The 25200-nt window shown below is 28.9% G+C and carries 27 protein-coding genes and 2 tRNA genes; 10 read left to right on the plus strand and 19 right to left on the minus strand.

Annotated elements, in window-relative coordinates; all coding sequences use genetic code 11:
- Nucleotides 1-51: 51 nt before the first annotated feature.
- From M3Z80_RS03585 to rpsU, 5 genes are all read right to left on the minus strand, one after another.
- Nucleotides 52-134 (minus strand) — tRNA-Tyr (locus M3Z80_RS03585).
- 10 nt (nucleotides 135-144) lie between these two features.
- A tRNA-Thr gene (locus tag M3Z80_RS03590) sits at nucleotides 145-218 on the minus strand.
- A 130-nt stretch (nucleotides 219-348) separates the two neighbouring features.
- The gene (gene hpf, locus M3Z80_RS03595) at nucleotides 349-639 is read right to left on the minus strand and encodes a ribosome hibernation-promoting factor, HPF/YfiA family (protein WP_293917670.1); all 291 of its coding nucleotides are present in this window, start codon (nucleotides 637-639) and stop codon (nucleotides 349-351) included.
- Nucleotides 629-1549, minus strand: a complete 921-nt coding sequence (locus M3Z80_RS03600; protein WP_293917672.1) for a tyrosine-type recombinase/integrase — start codon at nucleotides 1547-1549, stop codon at nucleotides 629-631. Before M3Z80_RS03600 ends, hpf begins: the two co-directional genes overlap by 11 nt.
- A gap of 70 nt (nucleotides 1550-1619) precedes the next feature.
- Entirely contained in the window at nucleotides 1620-1814 is a 195-nt protein-coding gene (gene rpsU, locus M3Z80_RS03605; protein ID WP_055425292.1) for a 30S ribosomal protein S21, read from the minus strand.
- A 223-nt stretch (nucleotides 1815-2037) separates the two neighbouring features.
- Here rpsU and M3Z80_RS03610 point away from each other — a divergent pair, with 223 nt between their 5' ends.
- Entirely contained in the window at nucleotides 2038-3576 is a 1539-nt protein-coding gene (locus M3Z80_RS03610; protein ID WP_293917676.1) for a glycine--tRNA ligase, read from the plus strand.
- Nucleotides 3577-3767: 191 nt separating this feature from the next.
- Nucleotides 3768-4322 carry a YcxB family protein gene (locus M3Z80_RS03615; protein WP_293917677.1) on the plus strand — a complete coding sequence of 185 codons (555 nt, stop codon included), beginning with the start codon at nucleotides 3768-3770 and terminating at the stop codon, nucleotides 4320-4322.
- Here the strand turns inward: M3Z80_RS03615 and M3Z80_RS03620 are convergent, their stop codons facing one another.
- Complete coding sequence (locus M3Z80_RS03620; RefSeq protein WP_293917678.1) at nucleotides 4323-5978, minus strand: LIC_10190 family membrane protein; 1656 nt, start codon at nucleotides 5976-5978, stop codon at nucleotides 4323-4325.
- A 115-nt stretch (nucleotides 5979-6093) separates the two neighbouring features.
- On the opposite strand from M3Z80_RS03620, the gene lpdA reads away from it, so the two are divergent.
- Nucleotides 6094-7497 carry a dihydrolipoyl dehydrogenase gene (gene lpdA, locus M3Z80_RS03625; protein WP_293917679.1) on the plus strand — a complete coding sequence of 468 codons (1404 nt, stop codon included), beginning with the start codon at nucleotides 6094-6096 and terminating at the stop codon, nucleotides 7495-7497.
- A 445-nt stretch (nucleotides 7498-7942) separates the two neighbouring features.
- On the opposite strand, the gene bla (M3Z80_RS03630) is transcribed toward lpdA, so the two are convergent.
- From bla (M3Z80_RS03630) to M3Z80_RS03650, 5 genes are all read right to left on the minus strand, one after another.
- A complete protein-coding gene (bla, locus tag M3Z80_RS03630; RefSeq protein ID WP_293917680.1) occupies nucleotides 7943-8845 on the minus strand; it encodes a class A beta-lactamase, subclass A2 in 903 nt (300 codons plus the stop codon).
- A 59-nt stretch (nucleotides 8846-8904) separates the two neighbouring features.
- Nucleotides 8905-9927 carry a class A beta-lactamase, subclass A2 gene (bla, locus tag M3Z80_RS03635; RefSeq protein WP_293917681.1) on the minus strand — a complete coding sequence of 341 codons (1023 nt, stop codon included), beginning with the start codon at nucleotides 9925-9927 and terminating at the stop codon, nucleotides 8905-8907.
- A 59-nt stretch (nucleotides 9928-9986) separates the two neighbouring features.
- A complete protein-coding gene (locus M3Z80_RS03640; protein ID WP_293917682.1) occupies nucleotides 9987-10418 on the minus strand; it encodes a hypothetical protein in 432 nt (143 codons plus the stop codon).
- 140 nt (nucleotides 10419-10558) lie between these two features.
- Nucleotides 10559-11920 carry a histidine--tRNA ligase gene (gene hisS / locus M3Z80_RS03645; protein ID WP_293917683.1) on the minus strand — a complete coding sequence of 454 codons (1362 nt, stop codon included), beginning with the start codon at nucleotides 11918-11920 and terminating at the stop codon, nucleotides 10559-10561.
- 172 nt (nucleotides 11921-12092) lie between these two features.
- The gene (locus M3Z80_RS03650) at nucleotides 12093-12635 is read right to left on the minus strand and encodes a YagU family protein (RefSeq protein ID WP_293917684.1); all 543 of its coding nucleotides are present in this window, start codon (nucleotides 12633-12635) and stop codon (nucleotides 12093-12095) included.
- A gap of 333 nt (nucleotides 12636-12968) precedes the next feature.
- Between M3Z80_RS03650 and M3Z80_RS03655 the strand changes: the two genes are divergently transcribed.
- Genes M3Z80_RS03655 through M3Z80_RS03670 form a run of 4 tightly spaced genes read left to right on the plus strand, consistent with a single transcriptional unit; the run spans nucleotide 12969 to nucleotide 16655 of the window.
- On the plus strand, nucleotides 12969-13541 hold the full coding sequence (locus M3Z80_RS03655; RefSeq protein WP_293917685.1) for a CopD family protein: 573 nt from the start codon (nucleotides 12969-12971) through the stop codon (nucleotides 13539-13541).
- 7 nt (nucleotides 13542-13548) lie between these two features.
- Nucleotides 13549-14277: an ABC transporter permease subunit gene (locus M3Z80_RS03660; RefSeq protein ID WP_293917686.1), complete on the plus strand. Its 729-nt coding sequence runs from the start codon at nucleotides 13549-13551 to the stop codon at nucleotides 14275-14277.
- The gene (gene gldG, locus M3Z80_RS03665) at nucleotides 14277-15950 is read left to right on the plus strand and encodes a gliding motility-associated ABC transporter substrate-binding protein GldG (protein ID WP_293917687.1); all 1674 of its coding nucleotides are present in this window, start codon (nucleotides 14277-14279) and stop codon (nucleotides 15948-15950) included. Before M3Z80_RS03660 ends, gldG begins: the two co-directional genes overlap by 1 nt.
- 9 nt (nucleotides 15951-15959) lie before the next feature.
- The gene (locus M3Z80_RS03670) at nucleotides 15960-16655 is read left to right on the plus strand and encodes an SAM-dependent methyltransferase (protein WP_293917699.1); all 696 of its coding nucleotides are present in this window, start codon (nucleotides 15960-15962) and stop codon (nucleotides 16653-16655) included.
- Nucleotides 16656-16918: 263 nt separating this feature from the next.
- Here the strand turns inward: M3Z80_RS03670 and M3Z80_RS03675 are convergent, their stop codons facing one another.
- Nucleotides 16919-17752, minus strand: coding sequence for an aminotransferase class IV (locus tag M3Z80_RS03675; RefSeq protein WP_293917688.1), 834 nt, complete (start codon nucleotides 17750-17752; stop codon nucleotides 16919-16921).
- Between the two features lie 66 nt (nucleotides 17753-17818).
- On the minus strand, nucleotides 17819-18199 hold the full coding sequence (locus M3Z80_RS03680; RefSeq protein WP_293917689.1) for an START-like domain-containing protein: 381 nt from the start codon (nucleotides 18197-18199) through the stop codon (nucleotides 17819-17821).
- A 307-nt stretch (nucleotides 18200-18506) separates the two neighbouring features.
- Here M3Z80_RS03680 and M3Z80_RS03685 point away from each other — a divergent pair, with 307 nt between their 5' ends.
- Nucleotides 18507-19109, plus strand: coding sequence for an RNA polymerase sigma factor (locus M3Z80_RS03685; protein WP_293917690.1), 603 nt, complete (start codon nucleotides 18507-18509; stop codon nucleotides 19107-19109).
- A gap of 223 nt (nucleotides 19110-19332) precedes the next feature.
- Here the strand turns inward: M3Z80_RS03685 and M3Z80_RS03690 are convergent, their stop codons facing one another.
- The 6 genes from M3Z80_RS03690 to tsaE all read right to left on the minus strand — a co-directional run bounded on the left by M3Z80_RS03690 (nucleotide 19333) and on the right by tsaE (nucleotide 24518).
- Nucleotides 19333-19995 (minus strand): DedA family protein, encoded by a 663-nt coding sequence (locus M3Z80_RS03690; RefSeq protein ID WP_293917691.1) that lies wholly within the window; start codon nucleotides 19993-19995, stop codon nucleotides 19333-19335.
- A gap of 118 nt (nucleotides 19996-20113) precedes the next feature.
- Nucleotides 20114-21532 carry a nucleoside recognition domain-containing protein gene (locus M3Z80_RS03695; protein WP_293917692.1) on the minus strand — a complete coding sequence of 473 codons (1419 nt, stop codon included), beginning with the start codon at nucleotides 21530-21532 and terminating at the stop codon, nucleotides 20114-20116.
- 94 nt (nucleotides 21533-21626) lie between these two features.
- Complete coding sequence (accD, locus tag M3Z80_RS03700) at nucleotides 21627-22481, minus strand: acetyl-CoA carboxylase, carboxyltransferase subunit beta (RefSeq protein WP_293917693.1); 855 nt, start codon at nucleotides 22479-22481, stop codon at nucleotides 21627-21629.
- 81 nt (nucleotides 22482-22562) lie between these two features.
- On the minus strand, nucleotides 22563-22919 hold the full coding sequence (locus M3Z80_RS03705; RefSeq protein ID WP_293917694.1) for a hypothetical protein: 357 nt from the start codon (nucleotides 22917-22919) through the stop codon (nucleotides 22563-22565).
- A 2-nt stretch (nucleotides 22920-22921) separates the two neighbouring features.
- Nucleotides 22922-24115: an alanine dehydrogenase gene (locus M3Z80_RS03710; RefSeq protein ID WP_293917695.1), complete on the minus strand. Its 1194-nt coding sequence runs from the start codon at nucleotides 24113-24115 to the stop codon at nucleotides 22922-22924.
- 1 nt (nucleotide 24116) lies between these two features.
- On the minus strand, nucleotides 24117-24518 hold the full coding sequence (tsaE, locus tag M3Z80_RS03715; protein WP_293917696.1) for a tRNA (adenosine(37)-N6)-threonylcarbamoyltransferase complex ATPase subunit type 1 TsaE: 402 nt from the start codon (nucleotides 24516-24518) through the stop codon (nucleotides 24117-24119).
- An 86-nt stretch (nucleotides 24519-24604) separates the two neighbouring features.
- Between tsaE and M3Z80_RS03720 the strand changes: the two genes are divergently transcribed.
- Both M3Z80_RS03720 and M3Z80_RS03725 read left to right on the plus strand, forming a co-directional pair.
- Nucleotides 24605-24799 carry a C4-dicarboxylate ABC transporter gene (locus M3Z80_RS03720; RefSeq protein WP_293917697.1) on the plus strand — a complete coding sequence of 65 codons (195 nt, stop codon included), beginning with the start codon at nucleotides 24605-24607 and terminating at the stop codon, nucleotides 24797-24799.
- The coding region (locus M3Z80_RS03725) for a type 2 periplasmic-binding domain-containing protein (RefSeq protein WP_293917698.1) at nucleotides 24792-25200 on the plus strand (409 nt) is incomplete at its 3' end. The genes M3Z80_RS03720 and M3Z80_RS03725, both read left to right, overlap by 8 nt.

The following is a 25200-nucleotide window of genomic DNA, read 5'->3' on the forward strand; positions in this document are numbered from 1 at the left end:
GCAAAGGTAGAATATTTTTTTGATCTACAAAATTTTTTTTTCATTTTTTTGTGGGGAGAGGAGGATTCGAACCTCCGAAGGTAAAAACCAACAGATTTACAGTCTGTCCTCGTTGGCCGCTTGAGTATCTCCCCTTCAAAAACGAGCCGGTAGAGGGATTCGAACCCACGACCCCGAGATTACAAATCACGTGCTCTGGCCAACTGAGCTATACCGGCATTAAATTTTTATTTCAAAGAAAATATTTCGTTATTTTTCTAAGATCAATATCTTCGTCTAACGGATTGCAAAGGTAGATAATTTTTTATTATTTCCAAATTTTTATAAAAAAAAATACTTATTTTTTTTCTATATTTTTTCTTTCCTTTTGAGTATCATCTTTTTAACAGCTTCGCAAGCTAAATCAATGCTTTCTTCGAATGAGCTGGATGTTTTTTTGGCTACTAATTCATCTCCCGGAACTTCTAATATAATTTCTGTAGTCTTATTTTCTTTATTTCCAATATTTTCCAGTTTCAAGAATATATTAGCATTAATGATTTTGTCATAATATTGATCTAATTTTAGAACTTTTTTATTTAAAAAAGCTAATAGAGTATCTTGTGCATTAAAGTTTACTGCTTGAACATTAATTTTCATTTTTTTTATTTTTATGCCCAAATGGATGGGACTGATTAAATACTTTTTTTAAATCTTCTATATTGTTGTGTGTATAAACTTGGGTTGCTGCTAAACTGCTATGTCCCAATATTTCCTTAATTGAGTTTATTTCTGCCCCATTGTGCAATAGATGGCTTGCAAAGGTATGGCGTAGCATATGAGGACTTTTTTTGTGTTTGGTAGTTGCGGTAGTTAGATAGTTGTGTATAAGGTTATATATATACTTTTCACTCAGAATTTTACCGGTTTCATTTGTAAATAAATATTCATAAGGTATACCAAACTTGTTTTTATAGGCTATAAATTGCCTTATCTTTTCGGTTAAGTCTTGGGTAATAGGTATAAGTCTTTCTTTGTTTCTTTTTCCAGTTACAATTATAGATTTATTTGTTAAATCTATTTTTGAGGTTTTGAGTTGCAAAAGTTCCATCCTTCTGATGCCAGTTTGGTAAAAGATTTCAAAGATGAGATGATTTCTAATTGTTTTAAAATGATCTTGATTCTTATTTTCTTCTTCACTAGTATTTATATATTTTTCTACTGAATAGATTTCTTCTTCTGTGTAGGGAACTAAAACTTTTTTCTTTTGTTTTAAGTTTTGCAAAGAATGAGTTGGATTTATTTCAAGATAACCGATCTTAAGTAAAAATTTAAAAAAGCTTCTTATGGATGAAATTTTTCTATTAATTGACCTTTCGGATAATTTTTTATGAGATAAATGTATGATGAAATTTCTTAATTGTTTAGCGGTAGCTTGATCAATTTCAGAAATACTTTCTGTTTCTGAAAAGAATTGTTTAAGATCAAGCAGATCTCTTTCATAGCTTTGTATGGTTAAGGGAGAATACTGTTTCTCTAAATGAAGATATTCAAGAAATTTTTGTAACATAAAAAAAGCCTACTTTTCAAAATTAAAAATAATTTTAAAAAATAGGCTAATATTTTGTAGAAAAAGTTTTTTATGCTTCTTCTTGACTTTGCAATCTTTGTTTGTAAGCTGCTCTAATAACCTGTTGTCTTTTAGTAACAGAAGGTTTTATAAACTGTTGCCTTTTTCTTAATTCTTTAACAACACCTGTTTTGTCGTATTTTCTTTTATATTTTTTTAGAGCTTTATCAATAGACTCTCCATCTTTTACAGGAATGATTAACATAATAACATCTCTTTTTTGTTCTTCATTTATTTTCGAAGTGCAAATATATGAAGATAATTTGCAAACGCAAATTTATTTTTTATAAATGAGAAATCTCATTTCAATGAAAAAGTAAAATTTTATTATTTTTATTAAAATAGGAGTATCGGTTAGTAATTTATAAAAATCTCATTTTTTATAGTAAATTTGAACTTTGAATATAAATATCTAACCAAAAATACATATGAAGTCTCAAGAAGATGTTTTAAAAAAGGTAGTTGCCCATGCAAAAGAATATGGGTTTGTTTTCCCTTCCAGTGAAGTATATGATGGATTATCAGCTATTTACGATTACGGTCAAAATGGTGTCGAATTGAAAAATAACATTAAGCAATATTGGTGGAAAGCAATGGTGCAGATGAATGAAAATATCCTAGGCATCGATTCTGCTATATTTATGCATCCTACCATTTGGAAGGCTTCGGGGCATGTAGATGCTTTTAATGATCCATTAATTGATAATAAAGATACTAAAAAGAGATTTCGTGCAGATGTATTAGTAGAGGAGTTTGCAGAAAAATTTGAAGATAAAGCAAAGAAAGAAATCGAAAAGGCTAAAAAAAGATTTGGGGAAACTTTTGATCTTAAGCAATTTGAAAGTACCAATCCGAAAGTGTTGGAATATAGAAAACAAAAGGCAGATATATTACAAAGATTGGCAAAATCTTTAGAAACAAATTTAGCAGATACTAAAGCTTTAATTGAAGAGTTGGAAATTGCAGATCCGGAGACAGGTTCTAAAAATTGGACCGAAGTTCGTCAGTTTAATCTAATGTTTGGGACCAAATTAGGTTCAACATCCGATTCTGCTACGGATTTATATTTAAGACCTGAAACAGCGCAGGGTATTTTTGTAAATTATTTGAATGTTCAAAAGACAGGAAGAAAAAAATTGCCTTTTGGGATTGCTCAGATTGGAAAAGCGTTTAGGAATGAAATTGTTGCAAGACAATTTATTTTTAGAATGAGAGAATTTGAACAAATGGAAATGCAATTTTTTGTACCTCCTGGCACTGAGCTTTCTTATTTTAAAGAATGGAAGGAAAAAAGGTTAAATTGGCATTTAGCATTAGGTCTAGGAAAAGAAAATTATAGATTTCACGATCATGAAAAATTAGCTCATTATGCGAATGCTGCGACAGATATAGAATTTCAATTTCCTTTTGGTTTTAAGGAACTTGAAGGTATTCATTCCAGAACAAATTTTGATTTATCTGCTCATGAAAAATATTCCGGTAAAAAACTGCAGTATTTTGATCCGGAACAGAATGAGAGTTATGTTCCTTATGTAGTAGAAACCTCTGTAGGGCTAGATAGGATGTTTTTGGCTCTTATGTCTAAATGTTTAAAAGAAGAAAAGCTTGAAGACGGAACTTCTAGGATAGTACTAAGTTTACCTCCTGCATTGGCTCCTAATAAAGTTGCTATATTTCCATTGGTTAAAAAAGACGGTCTACCTGAGTATGCAGAAAAGATTTTCAATGATTTGAAATTTGATTTTAATGTGATGTATGAGGATAAAGATGCTATTGGTAAACGTTATCGCAGACAAGATGCCATCGGTACTCCTTATTGTGTTACTATAGATCATGACACACTTTCAGATCATACGGTGACTATAAGGAATAGAGATACAATGAAACAGGAAAGAGTATCTGTAGATTCTTTGCGTGAAATAATAGGGGAGAATGTAGATATTAAATCTTTACTGAAAAAAATATAAAAAGATTCTTTATACTATATAAATGTTATATTTTTAACGAACAGTAGTTTATTGATATTAATTCCTATCTACGTGTCAAATAAAATTAATTTTTATTTATGAGTAGATAGGAATATTAATTTTAAATGGTAAAAAATATTTATAGAAATAAAATAAATATTGAATTAAATAAATAGGATAAATTTACAAATATGAAAGAGCATACTTTTACTTATAAAATATCAGCAGAAGATTATTTGACTCATCAGCTCTTTGGTGCTTCAATGAATCAAATAGTTAAGGGACAAAGGAAAAAGGGCTTACTTTTATGGACTTCGGCTTTCTTTGTTCTTGCAATTATTTTTTTATTTTTAGGCAACTATGCCTTAGCAGCCTATTTTGGGATATTTGGAGTTGGCTTTATATTTATATATCCGATTTATTCTCGATGGATTTATAAAAGATATTATAAACGTTTTGTTTATCGGAATTTTAATAAAACAAAATTAGAGACTATTGGGTTGAAATTTTCAACTACTGATATTGTCCTTTCAAACGGAAAAAACGAGGGTGGAATTCCTATATCAGAAATAGAAATAATATACGAAATACCTTCTCATTATTTTATAAAATTAGATAGGGGAAGGAATATTATAATTCCAAAATCGCAAGTAGAAGCTAAGGATATATTAGCTAAAAATATTATGGATTTAGCCGAAAATCATTCTATTCCGTTTGAAAAAATGTTAGATTGGAAATGGAGATAGTTACTTTTTAATTTCTAATTTTTTAAGTATTAATAATAGTTTTTCTTTTTCTACATCTGTGAGTTTTTTCATATATATACCTTTCTTTATATTCGAAGAATCTTTTAATTGTGGAAATATTGATAGATCACAATATGTTTTTAACATATATAAGGTAAATGCCGGTGCAGGTATGTCAAAAGTATATCCGTAGCTTTGGGTAACATTAAAGTTGAGCGTACCGAGCTTTTCTTTTGAATATTTTTTTATTACATAATTTTCAGGTCTAATTAAAGCCTTTTTAGAAAAACCATGAATGTAATTAGATAGTTTAAATTGTGGCAATGTTTTTTTTAATATAGAAGGATAGCTAATGCATAATAGTGCCAAAAAATATAGAGAAGTAATAAGAATCAGAGTTGGCAAACGAGCAAAACGTATTTGTGAAATTAAAATAAAAAGCATAGGGTAAATACCGTCTAAGAAAAATCTATATTGTCCCGAAAATAAAAAGGTTATTATAAACTTAAGTAGAATAAGACTCCACAACGATAAGAAAATAAATTTCTTTTTATATATAGAAAAAAATCCAAAAACAATAGTTACTACACTTATAAAGATATTAACAACAGTTTGCAACTCTCTTAGAGAAAACCAATAATAGATTTTTTCATAAATTGAAAAGTTATATGCTTTTTCAGCAGAAAAATAATGATCGAAAGTATAATAAGCAGCTTCTTGCTTAGAAATTTCCAGAATTTTACTATCTGTTAGCCAGTATGTGGGTATTTTTGTAAATGTTACAGGAAATAATAGGGTAGAGGAAACAATGAAATTTTTAATCAAGTATAAAACTACCAATAGAATTGGAAAGAGGTAATAGTTGTAATGTAAGATTTTTCTTCCGTGCTTACTCAGACCTACTATAAAAACCCATAAAGGAATCCAAAATGCAACTGGTTTTACGATAAATGCAAAAGTAGATAGTATTAGTAGAGTTTGAAAATTAGTTTTTTCTGAATTTTTATATAATTCATTTGTAATTAATAAGCACAAAAAAAATACAATTATATCCGGAGTTGCACTTTGTACGTATAAAAAATAGAATGGAATGAAAAGTAGTAATAAAAAAGCTTTTCTTTCAAAAATATAAATCAGAAAAATGACAGAAATACATACATTTAACCGAATATAAATGTCTAAGGTTGAATCGAAGCAAGCTTGAATGAAATGAAATGAAGATAGCTGGCCCAATGCCCAGTTAATATTAGCTAATCCGCATACAGTTCCGTATTGATTAAGCCAATTTATAGTAGGAATATAATATCCAAAATGATCAGAGTTAAATGGATAATAAGAACCTACTAATAATATAAATGCTGTGAATAACCAAAACCAACATGATTTGAAGACATGATTTGAAGTTAATAATTTATAAAGATGAAATTGCTTAAGAAAATAAGGTATGCTTGATAAGGCGATACATACAATTTCTATTTTTCCATCTAAAGGGCTCACTAAAGAAAGCAAAAAAGATAATACAAAAAGTAAGGCAAATCCCAATAAAGAAGTGATCGCTAAAGAGTTATTTTTTAAGTGAAGAAAATATTTTAGCCATGCTCCCCAGCCAATAGAGGACAAAAAAATCCCCCAAACAGATAAAATTTCATAAAGCATATATTTAGAATATGTTCTTGTAGGTAAATATACTAAAATATCTATATAAATTTTTTTAACCGTCCTGATGTATTTTTTTTATATTTGAATTCAATCCATTATGTATAAATAAATCATGAATAATTTCGATATCATAATAATTGGATCCGGCCCCGGAGGCTATGTCGCTGCAATTCGTTGTACTCAATTAGGATTTAAAGTTGCTTTAGTTGAAAAATATTCAAGTCTTGGTGGGACTTGTTTACATGTGGGATGTATTCCTTCCAAAACCCTATTAGATGCATCTGAACTTTATGAAAAAGCAATGTATAATTTTAAAGATTTAGGAATTGAAATTATTCAGCCTCAAATCAATTTTAGTAGAATGGTTCAACGTAAATGCGAAGTAGTGGAACAAACAAGTAAAGGAATCAATTATTTAATGGAAAAAAATAAGATTACTGTTTTTCATGGAGTCGGTACTTTCAAATCTTATAAGGAATTAGAAATAAAAAATGCAGAAGGAAATATAGAAATACTTCAATCCAAATATTTCATTATAGCTACTGGTTCAAAGCCTATAAATCTTCCATTTACCCAAATCGATAAAGAACGAATTATTACTTCAACAGAAGCATTAAATCTTAAAGAAATTCCTAATCGCTTATTGGTAATAGGCGGAGGTGTTATCGGCTTAGAACTTGGATCGGTATATAAACGATTAGGTTCGGAAGTTACGGTTATTGAATATTCAGATAGATTGATACCTACTATGGATGGAGGGGTATCTAAAGAGTTATTAAAAGTAATGAAGAAAAAAGGCGTGAAATTTTCTTTATCTACTGAGGTGAAAAATATAATAAGAGAAGCTAATAAAGTTATTGTAAAGGCTTCAGATAAAAATGGAAAAGATATGCTATTTGAAGGAGATTATTGTTTGGTGGCAGTAGGTAGAAAACCTTATACAGAAAATTTAGGACTTGAAAATGTTGGTATTGATATTGATGAGATAGGCAGGATAAAAGTAAATAATCAATTACAAACCAATATTCAGAATATATATGCCATAGGAGATGTGGTACGAGGGCCTATGTTAGCGCATAAGGCTGAAGAAGAAGGAATTTTAGTTGCAGAGCAATTAGCTGGGCAAAAACCTCATATAGATTATGCACTTATTCCTAATGTAGTCTATACCTGGCCTGAAGTATCAGGGGTAGGGAAGACCGAAGAGCAATTGCAGCAAGAGGGGTATAAATATAAAATCGGACAATTTCCGATGCGAGCCCTAGGACGTTCCCGAGCTAGTGGAGATACGGATGGTTTTGTGAAAATATTAGCTGATCAGGAAACGGATGAGGTTTTGGGTATACATATTATAGGGGCTCGTGCAGCCGACTTAATTGCAGATGCCGTTACTTTATTAGAATATCGGGCTTCTGCTGAAGACATTGCACGAATGAGCCATGCACATCCTACTTATGCGGAAGCTATAAAAGAAGCAGCTTTAGCTGCTACCGAGAATAGAGCAATTCATTTTTAAAAGTATAAGAAAAATGTACTTCAATTATATTTTATATTAGATGTATTCATTAAAGCAAATCAAAATTTTTTAATCAAATAATTAAATTTATGCTTTTTGAACTTGAAATTATATAATAAAAATATGACTGAGTAAATCAATAAGTTTCTAAATTTTTCTGATACTGTTATTCATATTTTAGTTTCAATATAAGGATTTAATAATATTTTTTATCAAGTTTAAAGAAACTAAGTGGGAATTTTTTGATCGATAATGGAAATTTTAGAATTTATATATATTAAATTATCTTTGGAAGAACTTAAATATTAAAATAGAAACTATTTTTCATAGAGTTTTTTGTGATGCTTAATGATATATAGGTTAGCTTTCTTAAAAATACAATGACTTTTTATAATTTCGTTAGAGGTTTTGGTATAATACCATAATAGGTCTTAGTTTAATTTTTCTATAAACTAGTATAATTCTCTATATCGTTATAAAATTTAAAAACTGCTTTGGATATATTGGCAATAATATTCGCATTAGTTTGATCGTCTTCTTTTGAATCTTTTACAAAAATTGCAATGGTGTATTGTTTTCCATTAGGTAAGTATATAAAGCCAATATCATTATCTGCGGCTTTTAGCCCATTTGCGTTTCTTGAAGAGCTTCCTGTTTTGTGGCCTAAGATAATATTTTCAGGCAGTGAAGCTTTAAGCTTGTCATTGCCAGTAGAGGTATCTATCATGGCTTGAATTAGAAAATCTTTAAAATTATTTGAAAAAAGATCTTTTTTTAGAAATATTTCCAACAATTTAGCTGCTTCTAAGGGCGTAGTCCAATTAACATATTGATTGTTAAAATGACCTTCCATTTCCTTCTCTGTCATAGTAATGGAAAAGTTTTTAATTCCCAAAGTACGAATATACATATCGGTCATTAAGGTCCCATTCATATAATTAAATAAAAAATTGGAAGTATTATTATCGCTTTGCGAAACAGTATATTTTATTAAATCTCCAATAGATATATAAAAATTACCATTAGGACATTCCTTTGCGAGCGGGCTGTATGTTTCAGCATCAATATCTGAATTTTTTATAAATACTTTCGAATCCAACGAAAGTAAATTTTTGTTCATGAAATCCAAGAGTGCAAGTGATTGATGGAACTTGAAAACACTCATCGTTGGGTATTTATTATCGTTGTGTATTGTCAACGTATCTTTTCCATCATAAATGATAGCAACTCCTATAGTTGCTTTTTTATTCTTAATTATAGAATAGATTTCATTTTCTAATCGCTGCTTTTGGGCGTTAAGAGAACAAAAGATCAATGAAAGAAAAATTAAAATTTTTAATTTTTTCATGAAATAAATTTAAATGCAATTTAGTAAAAAAGAAATAATTTTTATCACATAAACTAAATTTATTTTATAATTAATTTCTTTTCCTTAATTAGGGCATTTTTTTTATCTTTATAAATTTTGTCTAGCTCACTTTTTTGGGTTTTTATTTGATTTTTCGTTAATTGATCATTATTTTCAATCCTTTCCTTATCTCTTTTGTAACTATCGTTATAAAATTTAAAAACTGCTTTGGATATATTGGCAATAATATTCGCATTAGTTTGATCGTCTTCTTTTGAATCTTTTACAAAAATTGCAATGGTGTATTGTTTTCCATTAGGTAAGTATATAAAGCCAATATCATTATCTGCGGCTTTTAGCCCATTTGCGTTTCTTGAAGAGCTTCCTGTTTTGTGGCCTAAGATAATATTTTCAGGCAGTGAAGCTTTAAGCTTGTCATTGCCAGTAGAGGTATCTATCATGGCTTGAATTAGAAAATCTTTAAAATTATTTGAAAAAAGATCTTTTTTTAGAAATATTTCCAACAATTTAGCTGCTTCTAAGGGCGTAGTCCAATTAACATATTGATTGTTAAAATGACCTTCCATTTCCTTCTCTGTCATAGTAATGGAAAAGTTTTTAATTCCCAAAGTACGAATATACATATCGGTCATTAAGGTCCCATTCATATAATTAAATAAAAAATTGGAAGTATTATTATCGCTTTGCGAAACAGTATATTTTATTAAATCTCCAATAGATATATAAAAATTACCATTAGGACATTCCTTTGCGAGCGGGCTGTATGTTTCAGCATCAATATCTGAATTTTTTATAAATACTTTCGAATCCAACGAAAGTAAATTTTTGTTCATGAAATCCAAGAGTGCAAGTGATTGATGGAACTTGAAAACACTCATCGTTGGGTATTTATTATCGTTGTGTATTGTCAACGTATCTTTTCCATCATAAATGATAGCAACTCCTATAGTTGCTTTTTTATTCTTAATTATATAATAGATTTCATTTTCTAATCGCTGCTTTTGGGCGTTAAGAGAACAAAAGATCAATGAAAGAAAAATTAAAATTTTTAATTTTTTCATGAAATAAATTTAAATGCAATTTAGTAAAAAAGAAATAATTTTTATCACATAAACTAAATTTATTTTATAATTAATTTCTTTTCCTTAATTAGGGCATTTTTTTTATCTTTATAAATTTTGTCTAGCTCACTTTTTTGGGTTTTTATTTGATTTTTCGTTAATTGATCATTATTTTCAATCCTTTCCTTATCTCTTTTGTAACTCTTTTCCAGTTGATCTATTTTACGGTCTATCTCCTCTTTTTTTCTTTCTGTATATAGATCTTGCTTATCATTAGATTCATGGCTATTATTATAATTTATATTATCATGTCTCTGGTTAATTCCAAGTTCACGTTTTTGTTGTTTTTTTTCATCTTCGGATAAATGCGGATTTTTACCAATTTCCTTATATTGTTTACCATATTCTTTATTCATTTCGTTCCTTCCACTTTGGGAAAAAGCGAAAGTTGATAACATAAAAAAAGATGCTAAGGTTAATAATTTTTTCATTTTTATTAGTTTATTAATTAATGTTTTTTATACAATTACAATCTAAAAATATGCCATATATTTTTCAATTGTATTCTTATTAATTAATAGCTGTATAACCAATTTTTATATAAAATTTGAAGAATTAATCTAGAAAACTATTATAAAAAATCTTCGACTTCAGCAATAGGTAAGTTTTTTTGTTCTCCGGTTTTAATATTTTTTAGCGTTAACGTTTTTGAGTTGATCTCGTCTTCACCGTAAAAAGCAACAAAAGGTATTTCCTTTTTTTCGGCATAGGTAAATTGTTTTTGCAATTTAGATTTTTCAGGATATAAATCACAGGCTATATTTTTATTCCTTAATTCCTGAATAAGCTTCAGGGCATGAACGCATTCTCGGTCTCCGAAATTGAAAAATAGAATTTGTTTCTGTTGCAAGGTATCCGAAGGAAAAAGATTAAGTTCATCCATTACCAAATAAATGCGATCTAAACCAAAGGAAATACCTACACCCGGCATGTTTTTAACTCCAAATATTCCAGTAAGATTATCATATCGTCCTCCGCCTCCAATGGAGCCTAAAGAAATATTTTTAGCTTTAACTTCATAGATGGTTCCGGTATAATAGTCCAATCCTCGGGCTAGAGTAAGATTAAAGATGAGCCCAGAAGATTTAAGTTCTATTTCTTTTATTTGGTTATAAATGAATTCCATTTCATTAATGCCGTCTTGCCCTATTTCTAAGTCCAATAGTATATCCTTTAATTTAGATATCTTTTCTTCAAAATTACCCGTAAGCTCTATTATCGGAATTAGTTTTTGAAGAGAGTTTTGTCCAATCCCCTTACTAGCCATTTCTTCTAATACTTTATCTAATCCTATTTTGTCCAATTTGTCCAAGGCGACGGTAAAATCCATTAATTTATCTTCAATGGATGCATATTGTGCAATGGCAGTTAAAAGCTTTCTATTATTTATATGGATTTCTACAGGAATATTCAAATCGGAAAAAGCTGAATCATATAATAAGATAAGATTAACTTCATGCCATAAGCTATTAGAGCCTACAATATCGGCATCACATTGATAAAACTCGCGATAACGTCCTTTTTGGGGTCTATCTGCTCTCCAGACCGGTTGTATTTGATATCGTTTAAAAGGTAAAGTAAGCTGCCCATGATTCATAGCTACATAGCGGGCAAAAGGAACAGTTAAATCATAGCGCAAAGCTTTTTCAGAAATAAAACGAGTAATGGATTTAGAATTCCATTGAGACATATCAGGATTCTTTTTTTTAGCTTCAGCTAGATAGTCACCGCTATTCAATATTTTAAAGATTAATCGGTCTCCTTCTTCTCCATATTTACCGGTAAGAGTATCTAATTTTTCAAAAGAAGGTGTTTCCAATGATTGGAAACAAAATTTTTCAAAGTTAGATTGAAGTGTTTGAATTATATATCTTCTTTTTTGTAATTCTTTAGAGGTAAAATCTCTTGTGCCTTTAGGAATTCCGGGTTTCATGTTTATTTTTCTTATTAATTAATAACAAAGGTATAGAATAGTTTTCATTTTTTATAGAACTATGTTTTAAGTTTTGTGGATATAATAAATGATTAGTTAATGAAAAAAATATAAAAAGAAAAGGGGCTTAATTTTTAAGCCCCTTTTCTTTTTATACTAAAAAATTTTGAATTTATCTAAAAGGAGAAAAGACTGGGATTTCAGAATCCGGTTCTTTTGTAATTCGATTTCTTAAATCTCTACGGGTTATTTCTATAACCCATGTCCAAAAGGCATGTCCGAAAAATTCAGAAAAATGTTCCGCAAAGGGTTGATTCCATGGAGCCGGTACAGTTCCTAAAATAGGCATTATAATAATATGAAACAGTATATAAATTACTATTCCGTAAACCGTTCCTTGTCCTACCTTTATTTTAGGATGGTATTCTGCAACCACGCAATAAATCATTGCACAAACAATTGAAAATGTAAAATGGATAAGAAAGCTCATGATAGGGCGTGGATTTTCATTAAAATAATACATCAAATGAGAAAGATCATGAGACATTCCTAATTGCTCAAGGAGCTGTTGTGGAGGATTTGTAAGATCTCGTTCAGGAGTACGAGGCGGAAAAGGTACTTCCCAACCGAATTTTATAAAACCAGAAATGATTCCTGATATACTTCCTACAAGTAAAGCTACATTTTTTTTAGGATGTAAAGGTATATTTTTCATAAATAAAATTAATAAAAGGGTTAATAAATAGTCAATTTTTTAATTTTAAAGACTTTTAAATAGTATGTTATTTGTTCATGTAAAACGATTTTCAAAAAAAATGCCTAAAATTTATTTATTTAATACACAATGAGCTAAATAAATAATTTTTAAATAAAATTTTATAAAGTAAAATCTAATATAGATTGTATGTATTTACATTATAATGATTAAATATGATTTAAATTTAGGTTTTTATGAATTATAATCATCTAAATAACTTTTTTACAAATACATTTGAAAGAATATAAATAATATTAAATTTATTAAATTCGCATTCAAATTTATTTTATAATGCATATTCCTGATATCCCCAGTTATTTTGCTTTAAAAGCAATTCATATTATTTTTATGGTAAGCTATTTTGCGGGGATTTTTTACTTAATACGTCTTTTTGTTTATTTTATTGATACCAAGGAAAAGTCTGAGCTCGAAGGAGAAATTCTAAGAAAACAATACATTTACATGATTTCACGTTTATGGGATATTATTACCGTTCCGGCAGGAATCATTATGCTTATTACCGGAATTTTAATGATGATTAATACACGTGGAGATGTTTCTTTTTATATCTTAAGAGAGCCTTGGTTTCATATTAAATTGGTTTTTGTATGTGGGTTGGCTTTATACCATTACTGGAGCTGGAGATGCATAAGGAGAATAAAGCTTGGAAAATTCAATACTACCTCTATAAAGCTTAGAATGATGAATGAAGTTGCTACCATCATCCTATTTGCGGTTATATTTATAGTTATTTTTAAGCAATACTTTATGGGTATGTGGATTAGTTTATTAATAAGCTTTATTGTATTGGTTTTGGTGATAATGTTGGTAGTAAAATTTGTAAATAGAAAAAAGAAAAAGTAACAATAACATGTTTTCAATTTTTAAGAAAGAACTTTGGGCATATTTTGGAACCTTGGGCGCATATGTAGTTTCAGGTTTATTCCTATTGATATGTTCGTTATTTTTATGGTTTTTTGATAATGATTTTAATGTTTTTAATATAGGATTGGCTTCGTTAAATAACTTTTTTATACTTGCGCCTTGGATATTATTATTTTTGATACCTGCATTAACTATGAAGAGCATTGCTGAAGAAGAACAAAATGGAACTTTGGTATGGTTATTTTCTCAGCCGATATCAATAACCTCAATTGTTTTGGGAAAATACTGGGCAGTTATAGTATTGGTAGTGTTTGCTTTATTTCCAACTTTGTTATATGTATATACGATTTATAGTATAAGTATGCCTGAGGGAAATATTGATCTTGGAATTATATGTAGCGGATATATTGGATTACTTTTTTTATCTATGACTTTTGCTTCTATCGGTATTTTTTCTTCTTCTTTAGTTAAAAATCAGGTATTAGCGTTTGTAATAGGTGTTTTCTTTTGTTTCTTTTGTTTTTATGGATTTGAAAACTTAGCTTCCTACAATCTTTTAGGAAATTTCGATTATACACTTCAAAAAATAGGCTTTTTTCAACATTATATCAGCTTTACAAAAGGTATAATAGATACGAGAGATATAGGATATTTTATTTTTATCATTTTAATTTTTATATTATTTTCAATACAATTAATTAATAGAAAAAAATAATGAAAATTATAAAAAAGATACATATAAGTCTGCTATTTTTAATGTTCATTGGTCTTTTTTTAGCTCTTGGATTTTTATATAAACGATTTGATTTAACTTCAGATAAACGATATACGTTGACTGAAAATACGAAACGTTTATTAGAAAAAATAGATGAACCTATGGCTATAGATGTTTATTTAGAAGGAGACTTTCCTGCTGATTTTAAACAGTTGCAAGCTGAAACCATGAGTCTCTTGGACGAATTTAAGCGGATAAATTCGAATATTACTTATACCTTAGTAGATCCTATTAAAGAAAAATTATCTCAGGATACATTACAAGCAATGGGAATGTCGCCCTCAGCTTTGCGGGTTGAAAAAGACGGGATGTCTTCTCAAATAATTTTATTTCCTTATGCAACTATAAAATATAAAGGTTATGGGCAAACCGTTCCTTTAATAATTTCTCAGGCTGGAATTACGGGTGATGAACAAATGGCTAAATCCATTGAAAATCTGGAATACGGTTTTATAAGTGCTATGGATAAGTTAACGGCTGAGCATTTGAAGAGTGTAGGTATCTTGACCAATCAGAAAGAACTGAATCGACTTGAAATGTTTAGTTTAGCCAATAGAATCATTCAAAGTTATAATTTCGGACCTATTTTTCCTAAAGATAGTCAGTCGTTAACTCTTCAAGATTTACCCAATTTAAAAAGATATGATGCCATACTCATAGCTAAGCCTAGAAAAGCTTTTACAGATAAGGAGAAAATAACTATTGACCAATATATCATGAATGGAGGGAAAACTCTTTGGGCAATAGATCAGGTAAATGCAGAAATGGACACTTTGTTAAGATCGAGTAAAATATTAGCCTATCCTAATGACTTGAATTTAACTGATTTATTATTTTCTTATGGTGTAAGAATTAATTCGGGTATCATAAAAGATATTAAAAGTCCCTCCTATATAAATTTACAAGTGGGTAGTATACAAGGAAACGCTCAAAATGCAAGAGTGCCATGGGTATACTTTCCTATGGGCTTTTCATTGAATAACAATCCCATAACTAAAAATATAAATCCGGTTTCTTTTCAGTTTCCCACTTCAATCGATACTTTAGATACTCCGGAAGTGAAAAAAACTATTCTGTATCAAAGTTCTCTTTATACTGCTTTACAAGGGGTGCCCTCTTATATTTCATTAGAAGAAGCAAAAATATCTACTAAAGATAGTACTTATAGCTATGAATATAATAAAGGTCCTAAAATTATGGCAGTATTGCTGGAAGGCAAATTTACATCAGCCTATAAGGATAGAATAGAATCCTATGGAATTAAAAATTTTTTAAATCAATCTAAAAAAAATAAAATGATTGTTATCTCTGATGGAGATATCGCAAGGAATCAGGTGATTAAAGGACAACCTTTACCCTTAGGTTTTGATTATTCTACAGGGATTACATATGGGAATGAAGAGTTTTTAATTAATGCACTGGATTATTTACTTGATGATCATGGGTTGATGCTTTTAAGAAATCGAACTGTACAAATGAGAATGCTGAATAAACCTTTGTTAGTTCTGGATAAATCTTATTGGCAATGGCTAAATTTATGTGTTCCGTTGGTATTGGTTTGTATAATAGGGGGGATCATTATATTTGTAAGAAGAAAAAAATTTAGCAAATAAATCATGGCTATATTGTATCTACTTCCTGCCTATTTAGGCGAAACATCACCTAAAGATATATTTTCTCTTAAGGAGATCGATTTATTGAAAGAAATAAAATTCTTTGTTGCAGAAAATCAGAAATCAGCAAGAAAATTTGTAAAATTTCTTTGTCCAGAGATAACCCAAAGCGAATTAAGTTTTTCAATCTTAGATAAAAGAACTTCGGAAAAAGAGTTGGAATATCTTTCGAAACCTTTAAAGGAAGGTAAAGATATAGGTTTGATTTCTGAAGCAGGTTTGCCTTGTATCGCTGATCCGGGTAATCTTCTTGTATCTTGGTGCCATAGGAATGATATACGAGTAATACCAATAACTGGTCCTTCTTCAATAATATTAGCTTTAATAGCTAGTGGTTTAAATGGCCAAAATTTTGCATTTAACGGCTATCTTCCCATAGATGCCGGAGAAAGAAAGAAGGCTATACTGAATTTAGAAAAAATAAGCAAGAAAAATGGTTCTTCGCAAATTTTTATGGAAACACCTTATCGGAATCAATCTTTATTTGATGATCTGATTAAATATCTTAACCCTAATACCTTCTTATGTATTGCTACCAATGTTACCCTACCTAATGAATCTATTCGAACATTGTACTGCAAAGAATGGAGGACTAAAAAGCCTAAATTTCATAAAGAGCCCACGATTTTTATCATACAATCTTAAAATTTATGATACACTTTAGTATGTATATCTCCTTAGAAGAGAGGAGCCATTAAAAACGTACTATTTACACTATAAAATAATTTTATTGATAATATCCTTTATAGATCAATATTTAAATTACTTTTGCAATAAGAAAGTAAGAGATTTCTTTAAAAAGATTTTTTTTATTGATCTTTCAATACAAGATTACTTAATTGTAATCGCTTTCTCATTTTTTTGTGGTTTTAGTTTGAGGTCGCTTATGCGACCTTTTTCTTTATATTTTAGTAATTCACAACCTGTTTATATTGTTCAAGGGAATAGCCAATGAATTTTTTTGTAAGTAAGCCGATTATATCCTTTTTAAAAGTTTTTTTTCTAAATTTAGTTATGGGTATTATTCCATTTTCATCACTTAAAATAAAAAATTCTTCTGCTGACTGTGCACTAAATGGGGATAGAGGCATCTCTCTGTAAACATAATCTGTTTTTTCTCGTAAAAAAATGATGAAATTTTTTTTCAATACTGATAATATAGATCCCTCCGTAGAAGAAGGGGTCATAATCATATTATCTTGTATTAAAAATATATTGCCTAGAATAGATCTTGCAATTCTTTTTTCGTTATTGAGCAAAATGACGTCTTGTAAATCATTTTCATTTGCATATTGCTTAGCTATACTATCAATTGGCTGGTATAGTAACATTTCAGTCAATAAATTTGGATATGTAAGTATTTCTTTAAAAACGTCTATTTCATTTTCGCTATCAATAATAAAATTTTTATAGGGTAAAAATTTTATTACAAATGAAGGAGATTTACTTTGCGTGTTTCTATAAACTGTTATTTTTATTCTTCCTTGTGTAATATGCAATTCTTCAGAGAGTATTTTGATTTGGCTTTCGAATAATTTGGGAGTAAATGATAAAGGAATATCAATTCTCATTTTTCTCATAGAAGCCATTAATTGAAAATAAACGTATTCCCAATAAAGAATTTTATTTTGAAATAACCAGCAAAATCCATTTACAAAATCGCCGGAAAAATAATTGTTTTCAGTGTAATTTATATTTAATTGATTTTCTTCAATGCATGTTTGATTGAAAATTATTTTCATACTAAAAATATTAGTATTTTGATTTATTGATGATGGTTTTTAAAGGTCAATTAATATAAAGATAATTTAAGATCCTATAATCTTTTTTAAGGCTTCAATCAAATTTTCCCAATATAATTTGGAATGTTCAAGCTCATTCTCTTCAGCAAAATCTGTTATAACAAGGGCTACATCGCTAGTCACGTCATCCACATTAATAGCCAATTCCCAGTAATATTTGGTGCCTTCATCTTCTTCCCATCTAAATCTTACAAAAGACTCTTCTTTGTATCGGATTAAATTGGCTGATTCTTCTTGATCTCCCCATATGAAAGTAAATTTATCTCCCCTTTCTACCACATCGTCTGCCAGCCATTCACTCATTCCTGAAGAAGTTCCAATATATTCAAATAAAAGAGTAGTGGAACATTTCATAGGAAATTCTAGCTGATATTTTGTCTTATTCATATTTAAATATTCTTTTCAAGTTGCAATATATAAATTTGTTCTATATTTTGAAAATATATTAATCTATACAAAAATTTTCAATTTCGCAAATATGATATCAATATCCTTTAATTGTTTTATATAAAACAGTTAAATAAGTAATATTTATATGAGATAATTTAAAAATTATATTTTTATTAACATTTTTTAGTTTTTTTTAAAATTTTATATATACATTTGTTCACTAATAAAGTTGTATTAATTGAAATTTAGAATATGTAATTATAAGATATAATTTTACTCTGTTAACTAACAAAATATCATAAAAATGATACAAAGGACTGACTGTGAATTAGTTCATTCTTATATAAATGGAAATGAAAGTGCTCTTAAAGCATTGTTGGATAGACATAAGTTGAAGATATTCAATTATATTAACAGGAAAGTTAATAATCCCGAATTAGCTGAAGACTTATTTCAAGATGTATTTATAAAAGTTATATTAACCCTTAAGGAGAAAAAATATAATGAAGAAGGAAAATTTCTGCCGTGGGTTTTAAGAATTTCACATAATTTGATTATCGATCATTTCAGAGTTACTAATAAAACGAAAATAATTAATGAATCGAGCGGTCAAAATGAGGATTATAATATTTTCGATTTTGTGAAGGTATCAGAACTTTCTATTGAAGATATAATGATTAATGAACAAATTAATCAAGATCTTAAAAAATTAATAGATGAACTTTCTGAGGATCAAAAAGAAGTTTTGGAATTACGCTTTTATAAGGGTTTGAGCTTTAAAGAAATAGCGGAAGAAACAAATGTGGGAATAAATACTGCTTTGGGTAGAATGAGATATGCAATTTTAAATTTAAGAAAACTGATAGAAAGTAAAAATTTAACATTCGTTTATAATAATAAAATTTAATCTAACATCGTTATCTCTACTATAATAATTAAAGTAAAGATAACTTCGATGTATAAGAAATCTATTAATTTTTCAAATGAGAGAAGAGGTCCTTCCGATTGCACTATAAATTTTATTTTAAATTTTTCCAAAAGCATAAAAACTCTCGAATTAAGAAAGCTCAAAGAGTCAATAATATATTGTAATTGAGTTATAAATTATATTTTCTATCCTTGTTTATTTTTTAATTAACCTTATTTTTCTGAAAAAACAATTTGAATACTACGGGAGTAGTAGTTACGGCTACCATTATTAAAACTATAGTCTCAATATGACGCTTTAAATCAAAATCAAATTCATTGAGAAATATATGATAAAGATAATGTCCGGCAAATATTAAAGAAAATGACCAAGCCGTCGAACCTAGAATATTATATAATAAATATTTACCTTTATTCATTTGGACAATTCCGGCTATTATAGGAGCAAATGTTCTAAGTATCGGTAAAAAACGAGCTAGAATAATAGCTCTTCCTCCGTGTTTTTCATAAAATTCTTTTGCTTGGAATAAATATCGTTTTTTAAACAATAATGTATCTTTTTTATTATAAAGATAGGCTCCACTTTTTTTCCCAAACCAATAACCTATTTCATTACCTATAATGCCTGTAATTGAAATTAGGCAAGACAATAATAAAACACATAAAAAGTCTGATTCAATATATGTAATTTCTCGAATTAATTCTTTGCTATATATTCCGGAAAGAAATAATAAGCTGTCTCCTGGAAGAAAAAAACCTGCAAATAAACCAGTTTCTGCAAAAACTATAAATAACACTAAATAAATACCCCCTAACTTTATATAAAACTCCGGATTAACTAATTGTCCCCAACTAAAATCATTCATATGAACATGATAAAATTAAATATTTACAGGTGCAAAGATATTAATATTTACTTAAGAAAAATATTGTTATGAGATTAGAGTTAAATGTTAAAGAATTTATAGATTCTATTATAATTAATTATCCAAAAAAATAATAAGTTATAAAAATTGCTGCTATTACACCCAATAAATCGGTAAGTAATCCTGCAGATAATGAATAACGTATTCTCTTAATACCAACACTTCCAAAGTAAAGAGCAATAATATAAAAAGTTGTATCGGCGCTTCCCTGAAATATACATGTAAGTCTACCTACAAAAGAATCTGCGCCATAGGCTTGCATAGTTTCAATCATAAGGGCGCGACTACCGCTGCCACTAAGCGGTTTCATTAATGCTGTTGGCAAAGCCGGAATAAATTCAGTTGAAATATGTAAAGAAGACAAGCAATAGGTAACAGAATTAATAATATAATCCATAATGCCACTGGTCCTTAATAAGCTTATAGCAGCTAACATGGCTATTAGATAAGGAATTATTTTTACGGATACTCCAAAACCTTCTTTAGCTCCTTCGATAAAACTATCGAAAACGTTTATTTTTTTTACAAAAGCTCCTGTTATAAATATAACGGGAATTAATAATAAAAGAACATTGCTTAAAACTCTTGATGGAGTGCCTTGTTCAAAATTGATATATTCCTGATTAGTTTTATTAATAAGTTCAGGTGTTATTTTTTTGTCTTTTATCTTTATTTCATTTTGAAATGTGGTCGGATATAATTTTATTAAATCATTGGTTGAAGTATTTTCTATATCGATAGATTTAGGGGTGATTTTTGAAACATATTCAACTGCAGCTTTAGTACGAGAAGCAGTAGAATATTTAATAAAATAAGAAAGACCGAATATAATCAATATTGCTAAAAGTAATCCTAATACTACATCACGACTTAATAAATTAAGTCGTTGCTTTATTCCGACAATTATAATACCAAATAGGGTAGTACAAAAGGTTCCAATAATACATGGAATAAAAATATCGGTTGGATCTTGAGCTCCGTTTAGATAGCGAAAAAGCATGATAGACGTAGGTATTAATGTTAATCCAGAGGTATGCAATACTAAAAACATAATTTGGGCATCTGTTGCCGTATCTTTTTTATTATTTAAAGTTTGCAAACTATTCATTGCTTTTAGTCCTAAAGGAGTTGCTGCATTATCTAAACCAAGCAAATTTGCACTAAAGTTCATCATCATATTTCCTATTGCCGGATGCCCTTTAGGTATTGAAGGAAATAATTTTGAAAAAAATGGAGATACTATTTTAGATAAAAATCTGATAGCTCCGGCTTTTTCTCCGATTTTCATTATTCCTAACCAAAAAGTCATCATACCGGCCAAAGGTAGGGCAATATCCATTACGGCAATTTTTGTGGTACTAAATAAACCATCGACCATGTACTTAAATACGACAGTATCTCCTAAAAATATAAGTTTAAATAATCCTACTAAAAAAGATATTACGATAAAGGCAATCCAAATATAATTAAGAGTCATTAGTTTAAATAAGTATTGAAGATTTGAAATTAGATGAGATGAATTAAAAAAAGAAAAGCTAATAAAAATTAGCTTTCTGTGATTGTATAAAATTTTAATTTATTTCTTTATTCATTAGCATATCCACACATTGTGAAATAGTATTTTTTAAATCTTTTCTATGTGAAATAATGTCTATAAATCCTTTTTCTAGAAGAAATTCAGATGACTGAAAGCCTGGAGGTAGATCTTTACCAATAGTTTCTTTAATTACTCTAGGTCCTGCAAATCCTATCAATGCACCGGGTTCTGCAATAATAATATCTCCGGTTGAGCCATATGAGGCCGTAATTCCTCCAAATGTTGGATCGGTTAAAACTGATATATAAGGTAAGCCTGCTTGGCTTAATTGTGCTAATTTTGCTTCAACTTTTGCCAATTGCATGAGGGATAGACCTGCCTCTTGCATTCTAGCTCCTCCAGATTGGCTTATAATCACATAAGGTAAATTATGTTTAATGCAATAATCAATGGCTCTTCTAATTTTTTCACCTACTGCAGAACCTACAGATCCTCCGATAAAACTAAAATCCATGCAAGAAATGTAAATTTCTTTACCATTTACTTTGCCTACAGCATTTCGTATGGCTTCAGTTAAATTAGTTTTGGATTGGGCTTCTTTTAATCGATCTTTATAAGGTTTAGAATCGGTGAAATTTAAAGAATCTTTACTATGGACTTTAGTATCAAGTTCTTTGAATTGACCATTATCAAATAAAATTTCATAATATTGGGTACTTCCGATTCTCACATGAAAATCATCTTCCGGACTTACATAATAATTAGCTCTTAATTGATCGGTCTCGATAATTTTTCCTGATGGAGTTTTATACCATAACCCCTTAGGAACATCCATCTTTTCGCTAATATCAGTACTGATGTTTTTCTTCTGTCTAGTAAACCATCTCATATATTCTGTTTTACATTTTGATTGTAAATATAGGAAAAAAATGAAGAAATGAAATTTTATGTTAAAAGATCCTTAATAAAATTAGTTTATATAGTTTATTATTATAGTATCTTTACATTTGGTGAATTTAACCTCAAGAGATTTGTAGTTAAGAATATAATCAGGGCAGGGGACTTCCTGAGCATGACTTTTTTTGAAATTTATTTTTCCTTTAACAAGAACAGTATCTTTTATATAATCGAGTGACAATTTTCTAAATTTTAATTGGCGAATACTTTGGTCCGAAAGCTTCAAAGGCTTAGTTTTGATTTCAGCGAGAACTCTATCATTGGGTAGATAAGACCAAGAAAATATCTTTTTTCCGAATATAAATAAAATAAATATTAAACTGATGAAAAATCCGGAAAGATATAGGCTTAACCTCTTAGTAAAAGTCATAATTAAATAATTAATAAATGAATGTCTTGATAGGGAAGGTCGTACCAGTTGGATATTTGCCTATTAGTTATTCTCCCTCTATACATATAAATACCTTGACAAATTCCACGATGCTTTCTAAACATAGCTTCAAAACCTCCTTGATCACATAAATTTAAAAAATAACTTAAAAAGAAATTGCTTAATGCTTTAGATGATGTTCGAGCGAATTTAGAAGTTATGTTGGGAACACAATAATGTAAAACTTCATGTTTAATAAATGCTTCATTTTTAGGATTTATCTCTGAAGTTTCAAATATACCTCCATTATCAATACTAACGTCAATAATTACAGAGCCCGGTTTCATTCTTTTAACAACAGATTCAGGGACAATAATAGGAGCTCTTAATTCTCCTTTTAAACATCCTATGACTACATCGCAACGAATAAGTGCTTTGCTAAGCTCTTTAGGATCCAAGGTTGAGGTATATACTCTTCTTCCTAATAGTTCCTGGAATCTCCGTAAACGAGTAAGAGAATTATCAAAAACTTTTACGGTAGCTCCTAAGCCTAATGCCGATCTGGCTGCACTTTCTCCTACACTTCCTGCTCCTATAATTACAACATTAGTGGGCCGAACGCCAGTTATTCCTCCTAGCAAAAGTCCACTACCATTATGTGATGAAGATAGTAATTCTGCTGCTATAAGTATGCTTGATGTTCCTGCCATTTCACCTATTAGCCGAACAATTGATAATTCATTATGTTCATCCCTTATATATTCATATCCTAAAGCTGTTATCTTCTTCTTTGAAAGATTTTCGAAATATTCTTTAGATTGAGTATTAATTTGTACGGCAGATATTAGATAAGTATTAGGTTGTAAATGTTTTATTTGGTCTACAGTTAGTGGCTTAACTTTTAAAATTATTGGTTGAGATAATACTTCTTTAGGGTCGTATGATATTTTTGCTCCTGCCTCGGAATATAGCGTATCTGAATAATGTGCTCCTAATCCAGCTCCACTTTCCAATATTACATCAATTCCATTGGAAGTAAGAACTGATACGGCATCAGGGGTAAGCGCAATCCTACTTTCAATCAGATGATCTTCTTTAGGAATACCTATGCTAACTTTTCCTCCTTTTTTTATTACATCGATCCTTTCCTCTAGAGGAATAAGTTCTTCTTCGGAAAAAGGTGTATAAATACTCATTTTAATTAAATGTTATATACCTGGTTTGATCCACCAAATTTAATAAAATTTTATGATGCTCGGGTAATTCATTTTCACATATACTTGGCCATTCTATAAAACAATAATTATCAGAATCTATGTATTCGTTAAATCCAATATTAAATAATTCTTCAACATAATTGATACGGTATAAATCAAAATGAAAGATTTTTCCCGAGGTTGAAAGATATTCATTGACTAATGAAAAAGTTGGACTCGTTACAGAATCCGTACAATTTAATACCTTACAAAGGTATTTCACTAATGTAGTTTTTCCTGCACCTAAATTTCCATTAAGTGTAAAAATTTTATATTTTGACTTTGAAATTATCTCTTCAGCTGCCCTTTCTAAATCAAAAAATGTATTTATAATAAAGTTCATAATGAAAAAAATTATAATAAATATGTACAAAATTAAGTAAATAATTATTTCTATATTTGTTATTTAGAATTCTTCAAAAAAGAAGTATGAGAATTACTTATAAATCACTTTCTTTATTCATAGGGATAGGATATTTTATAATAGGAATTTTAGTTATTATTTATAAAAAATTTTTTATTGAATTGGAGCCTATATATTCTTGGATTTTAGGGGCTTTATTCATTATATATGGTTTATTTAGGGCTTATAGGTCTACAAGATATATAAAAAAGAATGAATAACAAAGTATTTATAAAATTTACTTTATTTTTAGCTTTTATAATAATGTTGATTTCTTGCCAAAAAGATATCCAAAAGAAACAAGCATATCGTAAAGGTACTTTAATTTTAGCTATTGATCCATCTTTAACTAATTTAGGTTCTTCATTAGCTGAGGTTTTTCAATCTACATATCCAGATTCGAAGATCATATTCAAGCAAGAAGTAGAAGATTTAGTAATTGCTGATCTTTTGAATGGAAAGATTTCAATGGCAATGACTACAAGAGATTTGACTTTAGATGAAGCAAAAATTTTATATAACAGGACGAATGTAAATTATATATCCTCGCAAATAGCTTGCGATGCAACTATTTTTATCGCATCAAAGCAAAGTTCAATAAGTGAATTGGATCTTAGTTCAT

The organism is Apibacter sp. (assembly GCF_025291155.1).
Taxonomy (GTDB): domain Bacteria; phylum Bacteroidota; class Bacteroidia; order Flavobacteriales; family Weeksellaceae; genus Apibacter.

Bases quoted from the DNA above. Each gene is read 5' to 3' on its own strand.
- hpf (WP_293917670.1), bottom strand. From the start codon at position 639: ATGAAAATTAATGTTCAAGCAGTAAACTTTAATGCACAAGATACTCTA.
- M3Z80_RS03600 (WP_293917672.1), bottom strand. From the start codon at position 1,549: ATGTTACAAAAATTTCTTGAATATCTTCATTTAGAGAAACAGTATTCT.
- rpsU (WP_055425292.1), bottom strand. From the start codon at position 1,814: ATGTTAATCATTCCTGTAAAAGATGGAGAGTCTATTGATAAAGCTCTA.
- M3Z80_RS03610 (WP_293917676.1), top strand. From the start codon at position 2,038: ATGAAGTCTCAAGAAGATGTTTTAAAAAAGGTAGTTGCCCATGCAAAA.
- M3Z80_RS03615 (WP_293917677.1), top strand. From the start codon at position 3,768: ATGAAAGAGCATACTTTTACTTATAAAATATCAGCAGAAGATTATTTG.
- M3Z80_RS03620 (WP_293917678.1), bottom strand. From the start codon at position 5,978: ATGCTTTATGAAATTTTATCTGTTTGGGGGATTTTTTTGTCCTCTATT.
- lpdA (WP_293917679.1), top strand. From the start codon at position 6,094: ATGAATAATTTCGATATCATAATAATTGGATCCGGCCCCGGAGGCTAT.
- bla (WP_293917680.1), bottom strand. From the start codon at position 8,845: ATGAAAAAATTAAAAATTTTAATTTTTCTTTCATTGATCTTTTGTTCT.
- bla (WP_293917681.1), bottom strand. From the start codon at position 9,927: ATGAAAAAATTAAAAATTTTAATTTTTCTTTCATTGATCTTTTGTTCT.
- M3Z80_RS03640 (WP_293917682.1), bottom strand. From the start codon at position 10,418: ATGAAAAAATTATTAACCTTAGCATCTTTTTTTATGTTATCAACTTTC.
- hisS (WP_293917683.1), bottom strand. From the start codon at position 11,920: ATGAAACCCGGAATTCCTAAAGGCACAAGAGATTTTACCTCTAAAGAA.
- M3Z80_RS03650 (WP_293917684.1), bottom strand. From the start codon at position 12,635: ATGAAAAATATACCTTTACATCCTAAAAAAAATGTAGCTTTACTTGTA.
- M3Z80_RS03655 (WP_293917685.1), top strand. From the start codon at position 12,969: ATGCATATTCCTGATATCCCCAGTTATTTTGCTTTAAAAGCAATTCAT.
- M3Z80_RS03660 (WP_293917686.1), top strand. From the start codon at position 13,549: ATGTTTTCAATTTTTAAGAAAGAACTTTGGGCATATTTTGGAACCTTG.
- gldG (WP_293917687.1), top strand. From the start codon at position 14,277: ATGAAAATTATAAAAAAGATACATATAAGTCTGCTATTTTTAATGTTC.
- M3Z80_RS03675 (WP_293917688.1), bottom strand. From the start codon at position 17,752: ATGAAAATAATTTTCAATCAAACATGCATTGAAGAAAATCAATTAAAT.
- M3Z80_RS03680 (WP_293917689.1), bottom strand. From the start codon at position 18,199: ATGAATAAGACAAAATATCAGCTAGAATTTCCTATGAAATGTTCCACT.
- M3Z80_RS03685 (WP_293917690.1), top strand. From the start codon at position 18,507: ATGATACAAAGGACTGACTGTGAATTAGTTCATTCTTATATAAATGGA.
- M3Z80_RS03690 (WP_293917691.1), bottom strand. From the start codon at position 19,995: ATGAATGATTTTAGTTGGGGACAATTAGTTAATCCGGAGTTTTATATA.
- M3Z80_RS03695 (WP_293917692.1), bottom strand. From the start codon at position 21,532: ATGACTCTTAATTATATTTGGATTGCCTTTATCGTAATATCTTTTTTA.
- accD (WP_293917693.1), bottom strand. From the start codon at position 22,481: ATGAGATGGTTTACTAGACAGAAGAAAAACATCAGTACTGATATTAGC.
- M3Z80_RS03705 (WP_293917694.1), bottom strand. From the start codon at position 22,919: ATGACTTTTACTAAGAGGTTAAGCCTATATCTTTCCGGATTTTTCATC.
- M3Z80_RS03710 (WP_293917695.1), bottom strand. From the start codon at position 24,115: ATGAGTATTTATACACCTTTTTCCGAAGAAGAACTTATTCCTCTAGAG.
- tsaE (WP_293917696.1), bottom strand. From the start codon at position 24,518: ATGAACTTTATTATAAATACATTTTTTGATTTAGAAAGGGCAGCTGAA.
- M3Z80_RS03720 (WP_293917697.1), top strand. From the start codon at position 24,605: ATGAGAATTACTTATAAATCACTTTCTTTATTCATAGGGATAGGATAT.